This is a genomic window from Novosphingobium sp. (assembly GCF_039595395.1).
Taxonomy (GTDB): Bacteria; Pseudomonadota; Alphaproteobacteria; order Sphingomonadales; family Sphingomonadaceae; genus Novosphingobium.
In genome coordinates this window covers 3,015,619-3,030,334 of the sequence record NZ_JBCNLP010000001.1, presented here as the reverse complement: position 1 = coordinate 3,030,334, position 14,716 = coordinate 3,015,619, and the positions used below count along the sequence as shown (strand labels likewise).

At 66.8% G+C, this 14,716-nt stretch carries 11 protein-coding genes; all 11 read left to right on the top strand.

Annotation, left to right across the window (positions count from 1 at the left end; translation table 11 throughout):
- Window positions 1–7 precede the first annotated feature (7 nt).
- The 11 genes from ABDW49_RS14000 to xrtA all read left to right on the top strand — a co-directional run bounded on the left by ABDW49_RS14000 (window position 8) and on the right by xrtA (window position 14,675).
- Window positions 8–1,588 (top strand): acyl-CoA ligase (AMP-forming), exosortase A system-associated, encoded by a 1,581-nt coding sequence (locus tag ABDW49_RS14000; protein ID WP_343612633.1) that lies wholly within the window; start codon window positions 8–10, stop codon window positions 1,586–1,588.
- Complete coding sequence (locus tag ABDW49_RS13995) at window positions 1,585–2,811, top strand: pyridoxal-dependent decarboxylase, exosortase A system-associated (RefSeq protein ID WP_343612632.1); 1,227 nt, start codon at window positions 1,585–1,587, stop codon at window positions 2,809–2,811. Before ABDW49_RS14000 ends, ABDW49_RS13995 begins: the two co-directional genes overlap by 4 nt.
- Window positions 2,812–3,148: 337 nt before the next feature.
- Window positions 3,149–3,793, top strand: a complete 645-nt coding sequence (locus ABDW49_RS13990) for an XrtA/PEP-CTERM system exopolysaccharide export protein (RefSeq protein WP_343614299.1) — start codon at window positions 3,149–3,151, stop codon at window positions 3,791–3,793.
- Between the two features lie 22 nt (window positions 3,794–3,815).
- Entirely contained in the window at window positions 3,816–5,363 is a 1,548-nt protein-coding gene (locus ABDW49_RS13985; protein ID WP_343612631.1) for an XrtA system polysaccharide chain length determinant, read from the top strand.
- A gap of 10 nt (window positions 5,364–5,373) precedes the next feature.
- Entirely contained in the window at window positions 5,374–6,621 is a 1,248-nt protein-coding gene (locus ABDW49_RS13980; protein ID WP_343612630.1) for a capsular biosynthesis protein, read from the top strand.
- Complete coding sequence (locus ABDW49_RS13975; RefSeq protein ID WP_343612629.1) at window positions 6,618–8,639, top strand: preprotein translocase subunit YajC; 2,022 nt, start codon at window positions 6,618–6,620, stop codon at window positions 8,637–8,639. Before ABDW49_RS13980 ends, ABDW49_RS13975 begins: the two co-directional genes overlap by 4 nt.
- A 17-nt stretch (window positions 8,640–8,656) precedes the next feature.
- Entirely contained in the window at window positions 8,657–9,877 is a 1,221-nt protein-coding gene (locus ABDW49_RS13970) for an AAA family ATPase (RefSeq protein WP_343612628.1), read from the top strand.
- Window positions 9,878–9,900: 23 nt separating this feature from the next.
- Complete coding sequence (locus ABDW49_RS13965; RefSeq protein WP_343612627.1) at window positions 9,901–10,809, top strand: XrtA system polysaccharide deacetylase; 909 nt, start codon at window positions 9,901–9,903, stop codon at window positions 10,807–10,809.
- A complete protein-coding gene (locus ABDW49_RS13960; protein ID WP_343612626.1) occupies window positions 10,806–11,879 on the top strand; it encodes a FemAB family XrtA/PEP-CTERM system-associated protein in 1,074 nt (357 codons plus the stop codon). Before ABDW49_RS13965 ends, ABDW49_RS13960 begins: the two co-directional genes overlap by 4 nt.
- Window positions 11,876–13,111 (top strand): TIGR03087 family PEP-CTERM/XrtA system glycosyltransferase, encoded by a 1,236-nt coding sequence (locus ABDW49_RS13955; RefSeq protein WP_343612625.1) that lies wholly within the window; start codon window positions 11,876–11,878, stop codon window positions 13,109–13,111. Before ABDW49_RS13960 ends, ABDW49_RS13955 begins: the two co-directional genes overlap by 4 nt.
- Window positions 13,101–14,675 (top strand): exosortase A, encoded by a 1,575-nt coding sequence (gene xrtA, locus ABDW49_RS13950; RefSeq protein ID WP_343612624.1) that lies wholly within the window; start codon window positions 13,101–13,103, stop codon window positions 14,673–14,675. Before ABDW49_RS13955 ends, xrtA begins: the two co-directional genes overlap by 11 nt.
- Window positions 14,676–14,716 lie beyond the last annotated feature (41 nt).

Here is a 14,716-nt window from a genome sequence, read left to right as displayed (position 1 = left end):
TTTCACCATGCCTTATTCCAGCGATGTTACCGGTCAAAGCGCCGAAATTACGGCCCTTCCACTCGATCACCTCGCTTTGCGGGGCGAGGATGACGCCCCCGCGCTGGTGCTGCGCAGCGGTGTGCTTAGCTGGCAGGACTTAAGAACGCGTGTCGCTCGCCTTGCCGGTTGGTTAAGATATCGGCTGGGGGAAGAGGCCTTTAGCGGGCAGCACGGCCCCCGCGTGGCCAGTTGGGCCGCCAAGGGCGAGCTGACCTGCCTGCTGCCTCTGGCGGCGGCGCGGGCCGGGTGCATTCATGTGTCGATCAATCCGCTGCTGAAACGGGCGCAGGTGGCGCATATTCTGGCCGACAGCGGGGCGGTGCTGCTGATCGGCACGCCCGCGCGCTTGGCCACGCTGGAGCCGGGCGATGTGCCTGATGGCTGCGCCATGCTGGAGGAGGCCGAGGCGCTGACTCTGGCGGAAAGTGCCGGGCCTCTGCCGCCCTCGGAGGCTGATCCTCATGCCCTGACGGCGATCCTCTACACGAGCGGCTCGACCGGGCGGCCCAAGGGGGTGATGCTGTCTCACGCCAATCTGTGGCTGGGGGCGGAAAGCGTTGCGCATTATCTGGGCCTTCAGGCCGATGATCGCGCTCTGGCGGTGATGCCGCTCAGCTTCGATTATGGGCAGAACCAGTTGCTGTCGCACTGGTATGTGGGGGGCAGCGCCGCGCCGCTCGATTACCTGACCCCGCGCGATGTGGTGAAGGCCGTCGAGCGCCACAACATCACCACGCTGGGCTGCGTGCCGCCCTTGTGGGTGCAACTGACCGAAGTGGAATGGCCGAGCGAAACCGCCGCGAAACTGCGCCGCCTGACCAACACCGGCGGGGCGCTGACGGTCGATCTGGTGCGGCGGATGCGCGGGCTGTTCCCTGATGCGCGCCTCTTCGCCATGTATGGCCTGACCGAGGCCTTCCGCTCGACCTATCTCGACCCCGCGCTGATCGACACGCACCCCACCAGCATGGGCAAGGCCATCCCTCATGCCGAAATTCTGGTGGTGAACGATGCGGGCCAGATCGCTGCCGACAATGAGGAAGGCGAACTGGTCCACACCGGGCCTTTGGTGGCGCAGGGCTATTGGCGCGACGCAGAGCGCACCGCCGAACGCTATCGCCCCGCACCCGAAGGCAGCGTCTATGGCGGCATGGCGGTCTGGTCGGGCGACCGGGTGAGGCGCGATGCTGACGGGCTGCTCTATTTCGTGGGCCGCCGCGATGCGATGATCAAATCCTCGGGCAACCGCATCTCGCCGCAGGAGCTGGAGGATGCGGCGCTGGCCACCGGCCTTGTGGCCGAGGTCGTCGCGCTGGGCCTGCCCGATGTGCGGCTGGGTCAGGCGGTGCATCTGGTGGTGCGCGCCGCGCCCGGCGCCGAAGATGCCGAAACGCTGCTGCCCAAACGGCTCGCCGCCGATCTGCCCAATTTCATGCAACCCAAAGCGATCCACTGGAAAGACACCATGCCCATCGGCCCCAATGGCAAACTCGACCGCACCGGGCTCTTTGAAGAGATTCGCGCCGGTCTGGAGGCACAAGCATGAAGCCGCTCGGCCCCATTCCCGCAGGCTTTGCCGCGCGCGATGGCGTGCTGGCGGTGGACGGCATCAAGGTCACCGAACTGATCGCCCAGGCGGGGGCGACGCCTGCCTTCGTCTATTCCTCCGGCATGATCCGGGCGCGGGTGGCCGCCTTGCGCGCCGCCATGCCCGAAGCTCTGGCGCTGCATTATGCGGTGAAAGCCAACCCCTTCGCGCCGCTGCTGCGCCTGATGGGCACGCTGGTCGACGGTTTCGACATCGCCAGCGGCGGCGAACTGGGCATGGCGCGTGAGGCCGGACTCGATCCCTCGCTGATCAGCTTTGCCGGGCCGGGCAAGCGCGATATCGAGCTGCAGGCGGCGATCATGCAGGGCGTGACGCTCAACCTTGAATCCGCCGCCGAAGCCCGCCGCGCGCTCACCATCGCCGAGAAGCTGGGCAAGGTCCCGCGCCTCGCCATCCGCGTGAACCCCGATTTCGACCTGCGCGGCAGCGGCATGAAGATGGGCGGCGGCGCCAAACCCTTCGGCATCGACACCGACAAGGTCCCCGCTCTGGCGCGCGAGATTGTCGCGGCAGGGGCGGAGTGGCGCGGTTTCCATATTTTTGCCGGATCGCAGTCGCTCGATGGCGCGGCGATTGCCGAAACGCAGGGGCAGGTGCTCGATCTGGCCGTCCAACTGGCACAGCAGGCCGATGTCCCTCTGCCGCATCTCAACATCGGCGGTGGCCTTGGCATTCCCTATTTCAACGGCGATTCGCCGCTGGATCTGGCTCCTATCGGCGCGGCACTGGGCGAACGCCTGTCCAACCGCCCCGATGTCCTGAAAGACACGCAACTCGCCATGGAAATGGGCCGTTTCCTCACCGGAGAGGCGGGGGTCTATCTCACCACCATACTCGACCGCAAGGAAAGCCACGGCGACATCTTCCTCGTCACCGATGGCGGCTTGCATCACCAACTGGCCGCCAGCGGCAATTTCGGCACGGTGGTGCGGCGCAACTATCCCGTCGCCATCGCCACCCGCTTCGATGCCGAGCCCGAGGAAGAGGCCAGCGTGGTGGGCTGCCTGTGCACCCCGCTCGACCGGCTGGCCGACAAGGGCCATTTCCCCAAAGCCGACGCGGGCGATGTGGTCGCGGTGTTCTGCGCCGGGGCTTACGGCGCCTCTGCCAGCCCCTCGGCCTTTCTCGGGCAGGGGCCCGCGCGCGAAATGCTGATCTGAGAGTCTGGTTGGACACTATGCGGAAGAGCATAGTGTCAGAACGGCACCGGCCCACTCCCCCGCCCGGCCACCCATCGGCAGCATCGTGTGGGTGGCCGGGCGGGGGAGTGGGCCGGTGCCGCACATCGATTCGTCCCGTCGCGGGACGGAGGGGGCTTGCGCCCTGTCCCCCACCGGGACAAACATGCGTAAAACCGCAGAAAACCGGCGTCTTGCGGGTAGATGACTAACCCTATGTTTACCCTTCTGGCGCATAGCCGACCGTGAACTGCCGTATCCACCCTTGCGCCCATACCGGGCAAGAGGGGCCGGGTGCCGCCCAGTCCGGGAACACATGATGCCGAGCAAGACAGCCGTTCACACCATCGCCGGCGCGGCTCTCGCCAGCCTGACCCTGAGCGGTTGCGCGGGCGACGGCACGGCGGCGCGGCTGCCCCCGGCCAATTTCGTGGCGCATCAGGAAGGCCCCGGCGAGGACTATATCATCGGGCCCATGGATGAGCTGACGGTCTTCGTCTGGCGCAACCCCGAGCTGGGCTCCAAGGTGCAGGTGCGGCCCGACGGGCGGATCACCACGCCGCTCATCACCGATATGCCCGCTGTCGGCAAAACGCCCAGCATGCTGGCGCAGGATATTCAGCTCCAGCTCTCGCAATACATTCAGGATCCGCTGGTTTCGGTGATCGTCACGCGCTTCGCGGGCACGTTTTCCGAGCAAATCCGCATCGTTGGCGCCACCGGCAAGCCTGCCTCGCTGCCCTATCGCGCGAATATGACCATTCTCGACGCGATGATTGCGGTGGGCGGCCTCTCCGAATATGCTTCGGGCAACCGTGCCAAGCTGATCCGTTACGACAAGGCCAGTGGCCATCAGAAGGAATTTGCGCTGCGTCTGGGCGATCTGCTCAAAAAGGGTGACAGCAAGGCCAATGTGATGCTGATGCCCGGGGATGTGATCATCATCCCCGAAAGCATGTTCTGACAGCGGGGCCGGACGTAATTTTATGAACTCGCTCTTCGACGATATCAGGGCCACGCTCTTCTCGATCTGGCGCCGCCGCTGGCTGGCGCTGGGCGTGGCGTGGGTGGTGTGCCTGCTGGGCTGGGGCATGGTCAGCACCATTCCCAACACCTTCGAATCGCATGCCCGCATCATGGTACAGCTTTACGATCCGCTTTCGGCGCAGGTCGGCATCGATGCCGGGGACCGCAAGCGCGATGTGGACCGCGTGCGCGACACGCTGACCAGCTCGGGCAACCTTGAAAAGGTGATCCGCGGCACGCGTCTGGGCGACAGCATCACCGACCGCAAGCAGATGGAAGGCGCCATTGCGGGCCTGTCCAAATCGGTCAAGATCGTCGCCACGCAGGACAACATCTTCGAGATCAGCGCCCAGTCCCGCTCGGGCGGCGGCATGAGCGACGCCGATGGCGCGCATCTGGCGCAGGACATCGTGCGCAAGATGATCGAGCTGTTCGGCAGCGAGAACAACAACACCAATCAGGGCGAGATGAAGCAGACGCTGGACTTCCTCGACCAGCAACTGGTGAACCGTCAGGGCGAGTTGCAGGCCGCCGAACAGCGCCGCCTCACCTTCGAGACCCAGCATCCCGAACTGGCGCAGGGCGGCGTCTCGCTGATCCAGCAGATGGAGCAGAACCGCGCCGAGATGCGCAGCCTCGATGGCGACATTGCCGCCGCGCAGAGCGCTCTGGCCGCGATCAACGGCCAGATGGCGGGCATTGCGCCGACCATCGCCGGGGTCGCCGCGCCGGGGCAGCTTGGCGGCTCGCGCGCGCAGCTTGCCCAGCTCCAGTCCGATCTGGGGGCCATGCGCGCCCGTGGCCTGACCGACAATCACCCCGATGTGATCGCCGCGCGCAACCAGATCGTGGCGCTGAAAGCCCAGATCCGCGCCGAGGGGCCCACGCCCGTCGCGGGTCCCAATGCCCAGCCCAATCCGGCCTACACCACGCTGGAATCGATCCGTGCCGAGCGCACCGCCAACCTTCAGGCGCTGCAGGCCCGCCGCTCGACCATCGAGCAGAACATCGCGACGCAGACCGCGCGCCAGCTCAGCAACCCCGATCTGGTGCAGGAAGCGCAGAACATCAGCCGCGACTATGACGTGCTGAAGGCGCAATATGACAAGCTGCTTCAGGACCGCGAGGAATTGCGCCTGCGTGGTCAGGTCGTGGCGGCCCATGGCGCCACCAAGTTCCAGGTGCTCGATCCGCCGGTGCTGCCGCGCGGGGCCACCGCGCCCAACCGTCCGTTGCTGCTTGCGGTGGTGCTGGTGGCGGGCATCGGCGCGGGGCTGGGCGTGGCCTTCGCGATGGGCGAGCTGCAGTCCAGCTTTGCCACCACGGCCAAGCTGGAGCGTGTGACGGGCCTGCCGGTGCTCGGCGCGATTTCGCAATCGCTGTCGGCCTCGGCAAGGGCCGAGCGGGCCCGCAAGCTGCGCGGCTTTATGGCGGCCAGTGGCGCTTTGGGTGGATTGTTCATACTCCTCGTGGCCATGGAGCATTTCCATGTCGGCGGCGGGGCCTGAGGAGATGGCGATGTTTGAACCCAGGAAACTGAAGCCGCAGGGCGGGGCCGGCCATGGCGCCGGCGCGGATGGCTCGGGCCAGAGCGGTCAGGTCGTGCCGCTGGCCCAGCCCGGCAACGCATCGCATGCCGAGCCGACCGCTGCCCCGGTCCAGCCCGCCGCGCCGCAGCCTGGCGCGCCGCATCCCGGCATCGTGCCTCAGGGTGTGCCGGTCGATCCGCAGACGGGCATGCCCTATCCCTATCCGGGCCCCTATGCGGGGCAGGTGCCGCCTCAGCCTTATCCCTATTACGGGCAGGGCGGGCATCCGGCCTATCCCTATCCGCCGCAGGGTTATGCGCAGCAGCCTTATCCGCCGCAGCCGGGCTTTCCGCCTCAGCAGCCCTATGGGCAGGTGCCGGGCCAGCCCTATCCGCAGCAGGCGCCCTATCCCCAGCAGCCTGCCTATCCGCAGCAGGGCGCGCACCCTCAGCAGAGCGTTCCGGCCGCGCCCGCTGCCCCGATCACCCCGCCGCCGCCCGCGCAGCCGCGTCATGCCGTCGATCGCGCGGCGCTGGCCGAGGCCGGGCTGATCGTGCCCGAAAGCGGCGCCACCGCGCAGCTTGAAGAGTTCCGCATCGTCAAGCGCCAGCTTCTGGGTCAGGCCGAGGAGCTGCGCCGCATGCGCTCGGGCCCCGCCAGCCAGCGCATCATGATCACCAGCCCGCATCCGGGCGAGGGCAAGACCTTCTGCGCGCTCAATTTCGCCATGTCGATCGCGGCGGAAAAGGAAGCCGAGGTGGTGCTGATCGATCTCGATCTGGCGCGCTCCTCGGCGCTGGGGCTGCTGGGCATTCCGGCCGGACCGGGCCTGATGGATGCGCTGGTCGATCCGCGCATCGATGTGCGCCAGCTTGTGATCCCTACCGATGTCGCGGGTCTGTCGGTGCTCTCGGGCGGCCGCTCGACCACCTCGGACGCGGAATATCTCGCCAGTTCGCGCGCGCCCCGCGTGCTCGACCTGCTGACCGAGGGCTTCCCGCGCCGCATCGTCATCATCGACACGCCCCCGGCGCTGGCCGCCATGTATCCCACCGAGGTCGCCAAGCTGGTCGGCCAGGTGGTGATGGTGGTGCGCGCCGACAGCACCTCGACCAATGCGGTGCAGGATGCCGCCTCGCTGCTGGCGGGTTGCCCCAACGTGCAGCTTCTGCTCAATGCCGTGCAGTTCAGCCCCAGCGGACGGCGCTTTGGCTCCTATCACGGATATCGCGGATGACGAATGCGGGGGGCTTCCTGACGGTCAGCCTGACGGCGCTGGCGCTGGCGCTGGCCGCGCCGGGCGTGGCGCTGGGCAAGGGCGTGCCGTCCTCGGCCATGGCCTATGACACGGGCGGGCTGCTTCAGGCCGACGCCAATCAGGGTGCCGCCAATCAGCCTGCGACGGATACCACCGGGCAGCAGGCCCCCGCGCCCCAGACTCCCACACAGGGTACGCTGACCGCCACCCCGGCCCAGACCTATGGCGGCAACCCTTATGACACGGGCGTGTCCTATGCCGGGGAGGTGCAGAACAACGATCCATCCTCCACCAGCATCGCCACGCAGCCCAACCGCATCAACACCGCGCGCGGCGCGCGGGGCGGCGTGGCCGACCAGTCGGTGGACGCGCAGGGCGATGGCGAGACCACTCTGGCGCCCTCCGCGCTGATTCCGGGGCAGGTCAATGTCTTCGGCAATGCCGATCTGCACGGCAAGCCCCTGGTGATCCGCCCCTATATCGAGGCGCAGCAGACGCTCTATGCCCCGCTCAGCCCTTCGGGCGACGTGTTGACCTATTCGGTGCTGGCGGCGGGTGTCGACGGGCTGGTCAATGGCCGCAACACGCAGGGCGCGGTCTCGCTGCGCTATCAGCGCAACTTCGGCTGGGGCAAGGCGAACGACAGCGACGCGATCAACGGCCTCGCCAATTTCACCACCCGCATCGCGGGCGAGGGCGGACGCAGCGGCAAGGGCGGGCTGAGCCTCGATTACGGCGGCTATGCCCAGCGCGTCACCGCCTACACGGGCGGCGCGGCCTTTGGCGCGGTCAATCCGCAGGGCGATACGCTCAGCCAGATCTATTCGGTCTATGCCGGGCCGCGCTATGCCACGCAGATCGGCGATGTGGCGGTCAATGCGGCCTATCACGCCGGTTACACCAAGGTGGACAACAGCGACGGCACGGGACGGAGCGGCGGCAATCTGCTCGACCATTCGGTGTCGCAGGATGCGCGTCTGGCCGCCAGCACCAGGCCGGGCGATGGCGGCCTGCCGGTCGGCCTGACCGGCGAGGCGGGCTATTACCGGCAGGATATCTCCAATCTGGACCAGCGGGTCGAGGATTTCCATGCCCGCGCGGGCGTGATCGTGCCGGTGACGCAGAATCTGAACGTCATCGCCACGGCGGGCTATGAAAAGGTGCAGGCCAGCAGCCGCGACGCGGTCTATGACGCGCAGGGCAATCCGGTGGTGGATGCCAGCGGCCGCTATGTCACCGATCCCAACAGCCCGCGCCTGATGGCCTTCGACACCAGCGGCCTGATCTGGGACGTGGGCGTGCAATGGCGCCCCAATCCGCGCACCAGCGCCGAGGCGCATATCGGACGGCGCTATGGCCGTCTGGGCGGCTATGGTTTCTTCAACTGGCAGCCCAATGGCCGCACCACCTTCAGCGTGGTGGCCTATGAAAATCTCACCGGTTTTGGCGGTTCGCTGACCTCGCAGCTGACGGCGGCGCCCACCAGCTTTGTGGCGGTGCGCGATCCGGTTTCGGGCGGGCTGACGGGCTGTGTGGGCTCTTTCTCGGGCGGCGGCTGCGTCACCGGCTCGCTGGGCACGCTCAACGGGCAGATCTATCGCGGGCGCGGCGTGATAGCGAGCGGCATGTTCGATTTCGGCCATTGGCAGGCAGGGCTGGCGGGCGGCTGGGACCGGCGCCAGTACATCGGCGCCCCCGGCACCGTGCTGGAATTGCTTAACGGCAGGGCCGATCAGGATTACTGGGGTGCCGTGATGGTGAACGGCAAATTGACTCAGCGCTCCTCTTTGCAGACCACATTGCAGCTTTATCGCTTCGAAAGTGGCCTGACTTCGGCTGGCGACACCACCGGTCTGAGTGCTACAGCTCTGTATAATTACTATTTCACGCGACACCTTACCGGCAATGCCTCTGCGGTAATCAATGGGGTCAAGACCGAGCAGAATGAGGATATCTGGAGCGCGACCGGGGCTCTGGGTATGCGCTACACCTTCTGATCGGCGGAGGAATGACGATGTTCGATGATTTCTACGGTTTCACCGCTCGCCCCTTCCAGCTGACGCCCGACCCGGCGTTCTATTTCGAGAGCGCGACGCATCGCAAGGCGCTGTCCTATCTGGGCTATGGCCTGGCGCAGGGTGAGGGCTTCGTGGTCATCACGGGCGACGTTGGCGCGGGCAAGTCCACGCTGGTCGCCCATCTGATGGCCACCATCGACCGTCAGCGCCTGACCGCCGCGCAGATCGTCACCAGCCGCCTGTCGGACACCGATCTGGTGCAACTGGCAGCGCAAGCCTTCGCCATCCGCGCCGAGGGTGAGACCGCCCTGGGCCGCGACCCCGGTGTGGGCAAGGCCAAGGCCCTCTCGCAGATCGAGGCGTTCCTGCATGGCGAGGCGCGTGCCGGTCGCCGCTGCCTGCTGGTGGTGGATGAGAGCCAGAATCTGACCGATGAGGCGCTGGAGGAGCTGCGCATGCTCTCCAACTTCCAGCTCGGCAATCATCCGCTGCTGCAGATCCTGCTGCTGGGCCAGCCCGAATTTCGCGACCATCTGGCCGGGCAGCCCGGTCTGGAGCAGTTGCGCCAGCGCGTGATCGCCGCGCATCATCTGGAGCCGATGGGCGCCGATGAGGTCGAGGCCTATCTCGCCCATCGCCTGCGTCTGGTCGGCTGGAAGGGCCGTCCGACCTTCACGCCCGCGCTGTTTGCCGAGATCCATCAGGCCAGCGGCGGCGTGCCGCGCCGGATCAACCAGATCGTCAACCGCCTGCTGATGGCGGGCGCCGCCGAACAGCGTGAAGAGCTGGACGGCGTGCTGCTGGCCCGCGTGCTGGGCGATATGGTGAGCGACGGCGGCCTTTCGCTGGGCCGCATGGTGAAGGATGCCGAGCCCGAAGCGCCTGCCGTGAGCGCCGCGCGCGCCGCCGGTGGGCAGAAGCCCGCCGAGCCGGTGCATGAGGGGGCAACGATGGCCGAAGACCTGCAGGCCCGTCTGGCCGAGCAGGCCGCGCAAATTGCCGAGTTGCAGCATGCCGTGATCGAACTGGCGAGCGGGCAGGGGCAGCAGGGCGATGATGGCGTGGCCTCGGCTCAGGCTGCGGCCATCGAGGCGCTGACCGCACGCCTTGGCGAGCTGGAAGCGCGTCTGGCCGAGCAGGACCGCACCTTGCGCCACACGCTGACCATGCTGATCGAATGGATCGAGCGCGACGGGACGACCCGTTTCGCCGCCTGATCCCGAATTTCGGAGAGAATACCGTGTCGAAGTCCAGCATCGTCAATGGTTTGTCCGTCGATGTTGAGGACTGGTTTCAGGTCGGGGCCTTCGAAAAGGTGATCGACCGCGCCGATTGGGATTCTCTGGAACACCGGGTTGCAAACAACACCAGCGCCGTGCTGGATCTGTTTGCCGCTGCGGATGTGAAGGCCACCTTCTTCACTTTGGGCTGGGTGGCCCGGCGCCATCCCGCGCTGATGCAGCGCATCGTGGCCGAAGGGCATGAGCTGGCCAGCCATGGGCTCGACCATGCCCGCGTCTTCACGCTGGGGGCCGAGCGTTTCGCCGCCGATCTGTCGGAATCGCGCAAGATCCTTGAGGATGCAGGCGGCGTGGCGATCAAGGGTTATCGCGCGCCCAGCTTTTCGATCGACACGCGCACGCCATGGGCTCACCCCATTCTGGCCGAGCAGGGCTATGACTATTCCTCCAGCGTCGCGCCCATCGCGCATGACCATTATGGCTGGCGTGATGCCCCGCGGTTTGCCTTTCGACCGTTAAAAGACAGTGATTTAGTTGAAATTCCTGTCACTACGGTTGAGGTGGTAGGGCGGCGTCAGGCGGCGGGCGGCGGCGGCTTCTTCCGCCTGTTCCCCTATTGGTTCAGCCAGTGGGCGCTGCGCCGCGTGAACAAAGTCGATGGCCGCCCCGGCGTCACCTATTTCCACCCGTGGGAGATCGATCCCGGCCAGCCGCGCGTCGCGCAGGCTTCGGCCAGGTCGCGTCTACGGCATTATACGAATCTTGACGTTATGGCCCCTAAGCTCGAACGGTTGGTGCGAGATTTTCAGTGGGGTCGAATGGATATGCTGGCCAAGGCGGAGGCCGCGCGCGCGGTGCCTTTCATCATGCCGGAAGCGACTGAAGCGCGACAAGCGCAGGTCGCATGAACGCGCCCGCCTGTATCGTGAGCATCACGACCCGCCTTGCCGATCTGCGCGCGCCCGATGAGGCGCGACGGATCGAGGCCTTTCTCGAAAACCATCCCGATGTCACGCCCTTCCATCGCCCGGCATGGCTGCTGGCGGTGGCGCAGGGCACCGGCAACAAGCCGCTGGCGCTGGTGCTGGAACAGGGGAGCGCGCTGGTCGGCTATCTGCCGCTGACGTTGGTGACCTCGCCGATCTTCGGGCGGGTGCTGGCTTCCACCGGCTTTGCGGTGGGTGGCGGTGTGCTGGTGGAGGAGGGGATCGATCCGGCGCCGCTTTTCGCCGCGCTGGAGGATCTGGCGCAACAGCACAAGGCGCCCTCGGCGGAATTGCGCGGCGGGGCGCTGCCTGAAAGCCGCGCGGGCTGGGCGGTCAAAAACCAGTCGCATGCCGGGTTTATCCGCCCTCTGGCCGCCAGCGACGAGGCCGAACTCTCCGCCATTCCCCGCAAGCAGCGCGCCGAGGTGCGTAAAGGTCTGGCCAACGACTTCGAGGTGGTGACGGGCGGCAAGGAGCTCGCCGCCGAGCATTACCATATCTACGCCACCAGCGTGCGCAATCTGGGCACGCCGGTCTTTCCGCGCGCGCTGTTCCGCGCGGTGATGGAGCGCTTTGGCGAGGATGCCGATATTCTCACCGTGCGCCATCAGGGCAAGGCGGTGGCCAGCGTGCTGTCACTCTACCATCGCGGTGCGGTGATGCCCTATTGGGGCGGCGGCACGTGGGAGGCGCGGGGCCTGCGCGCCAACGACCGCATGTATTTCGAACTGATGCGCCATGCTCGCGCGCGTGGCTGTACCCATTTCGACTTCGGTCGTTCGAAAACGGGCAGCGGGGCCTATGATTTCAAGCGCAACTGGGGGTTCGAGCCCGCGCCGCTCTCCTATGGCGTCTACACCGCGCCGGGCAGCGCGCCGCGCAATGCCGACCCCACCAGCGCGACCCATTCGCGCCGCATCGAGATGTGGAAGAAGCTGCCTCTGCCGGTGGCCAATCTGATCGGGCCCTGGATCGCGCGGGGGCTGGGGTGAGCGCATCTGCATCCGGCAGCGAGATCCTGTTTCTGGCCCATCGCCTGCCGTTTCCGCCCGACCGGGGGGACAAGATTCATTCGCATCATGTGCTGAAGGCTCTGGCCGCGCTGGCGCCGGTGCATGTCGCCTGTTTCGCCGACAATGCGGGGGACTGGGCGCATGAAAGCGAACTGGCCGCCTGCGCCGCGACCTATTGCCTGCGCGCCCGCAAGAAGCCTCTGCCGCTGGCCGGGCTGGAGGCTTTGGCCAAGGGGCAGCCGATCAGCCTGACCGCCTTTCATGACAAGGCGCTGGCGGATTATGTCCACGCCACGCTGGCGGGCGGGCGGATCGGCACGATCTTCATCTTTTCCGGCCAGATGGGGCAATATGTGCCTGCCAGTTTCAAGGGAAGGGTGATCGCCGATCTGGTCGATGTCGATTCGGCCAAATTCGACGCCTATGCGCGCGATGGCAAAGGCCCGATGCGCTATGTCCATGCCCGCGAAGGACGCCTGCTGGCCGCCGAAGAGGCGCGCATCGCCGCCCGCGCCGAAACCACGCTGCTCATCAGCAAGGCTGAGGCCGACCTTTTACGCAGTCGCCTGCCGGCCAAGACACACGCGCATGTCGGCGTGCTGAGCAACGGGATCGACTGCACCTATTTCTCGCCGGACATCACCCCCGATGCCGGGCTGGCAGCACAATCCGGCCCGAAGCTGATCTTCACCGGGCAGATGGATTACGCCCCCAACATCGCCGCTGTCACCCGCGCCACCCAGCGGCTGATGCCCGCGATCCTTGCCCGCCATCCTCAAGCCAGCTTCCATATCGTGGGCCGTGCGGCGACACCCGCCGTGCAGGCGCTGCATGGCGTGAACGGCACGCAGGTCCATGGCGCGGTGCCCGATATGCGGCCCTTTCTGGCCGCCGCGGACATCGCTCTGGTGCCGCTGGAGATCGCGCGCGGGGTGCAGAACAAGGTGCTTGAGGCGATGGCGATGGCGCTGCCCTGCGTGCTCTCGCCCGGCGCCGCGACAGGCATCGAGGCGCGCGACGGCACGGATTACAGCATTGCGGAAAGTGACGAAGCCCTGATCGAGACCACCTTGGCGCTGCTGGACGATCCGCAGCGCGCTCGGGCCATGGGGCAGGCCGCCAGTGCCCATGTTCTGGCCCATGCAAGCTGGGATGCCGCTCTGGCGCCTTTGAAGACCCTGATCGAGGGAGCCATCCCCCATGCCGCGTGAACCGTTCTCGCCGGACTGGGGCAAGGGGTTGACGCTGCTCGCCCTGCTCTGGGGCATCATGATCGGCGCGGCCGGGCAGGAATGGCGCGCCATGGCCGATCAGTGGTGGAACATCTCCACCTACACCCATGTGCTGCTGATCCCGCTCATTCTGGGCTGGCAGGTGTGGCACCGCTGGAGCGAGGCGAAACAATTGCGCCCCGCTTGCTGGTGGCCGGGGCTGATCCTGCTGCTGCTCGCCGCTTTGGTCTGGGTGGCGGGACGCCTCGCCAATCTGGCCGAGCTGGCGCAGTTCGGTGCCGTCGGCATGCTGGTGGCCGCCGTGCCGCTGATGCTGGGCACGCGGGTGACGGCGGCTTTCCTGTTTCCGCTGGCCTATATGGTCTTTCTGGTGCCCTTCGGCGACGAGATCATCCCGCCGCTGCAGACCATCACCGCGCGGCTGTGCATCTGGCTGGTGGTGATGACCCATGTGCCCGCCCATATCGACGGCGTGTTCATCGCCACCCCGGCGGGCCTGTTCGAGGTGGCCGAGGCCTGCTCGGGCGTCAAATTCCTGGTGGCGATGCTGGCCTTTGGTGCGCTGGCGGCCAATGTCTGCTTCCGTTCGTGGAAGCGGCGGATCGCCTTTATGGCGCTCTGCGTGGTGGTGCCGGTGCTGGCCAATGGGGTGAGGGCCTGGGGCACGATCTATGTCGCCCAGATCAAGGGCGCAGCCTATGCGGGCGGGGTCGACCATATCATCTATGGCTGGTTCTTCTTCGCCGCCGTGATCGCCGCCATTCTGGCCATCGGCTGGCCCTTCTTCGACCGCAAGGTGCGCGATCCGATGATCGATGGCGCTGCCATCGCGCGCAGCCCGGTGCTGGCGCGTCTGGATGGCTGGCGCTGCGCGCGAGGGCTTGCCGGGGGCGGGGCTTTCGCCATCGTGCTGGCGTGCCTCGTGTGGTCCACCGCCGCTGCCCGGCTGGAGGCGCCCATGCCGCCGCGCATCGAGGTGCCTCAGGTCCCGGGCTGGCACCGCGTCGGCACGCCGCTGATGGTGGATTGGACGCCGCGCGCGGCGGGCGCCGATCACCGTATCCAGCTGCGTTATGCCGACGACAAGGGGCGCATCGTGGACATGTTCTATGCGCTCTATGCCGCGCAGGGGCCGGGGCGCAAGGCGACCGGCTTTGGCGAGGGGGCGCTGCCGCCCGGCTCGTCATGGCAGTGGCAGGGACCGGGCGCAGGGGCTCTGGCGGCGCAGGGGGACCGGTTGCTGGCGCATGGCCATATCGCCCGTCTGGCCCAGACCACATGGCACACCGGCGACACCAGCACGGGCTCGAGCGTGACGCTGCGCCTTGCCAATCTGCAAGACCGGCTGATGCTGCGCCGCGTGCCCACGATGATGCTGATCCTCTCTGTGGAGGAAGAGGCTGCTGTGGCGCAGCAACCGGGCGGCGATCCGGCGATCGACACGCTGCATGATTTCCGCCGCGCCATTGGGCCGGTGGGCAGCTTTATGGATCATATCGCGCTGGGCACCAGCGATGACGATGATGATGACGGTGGAAATTAGGCGCGTAGTAAGGACCGCTCTGCTAGGCTATACCGCGAAAA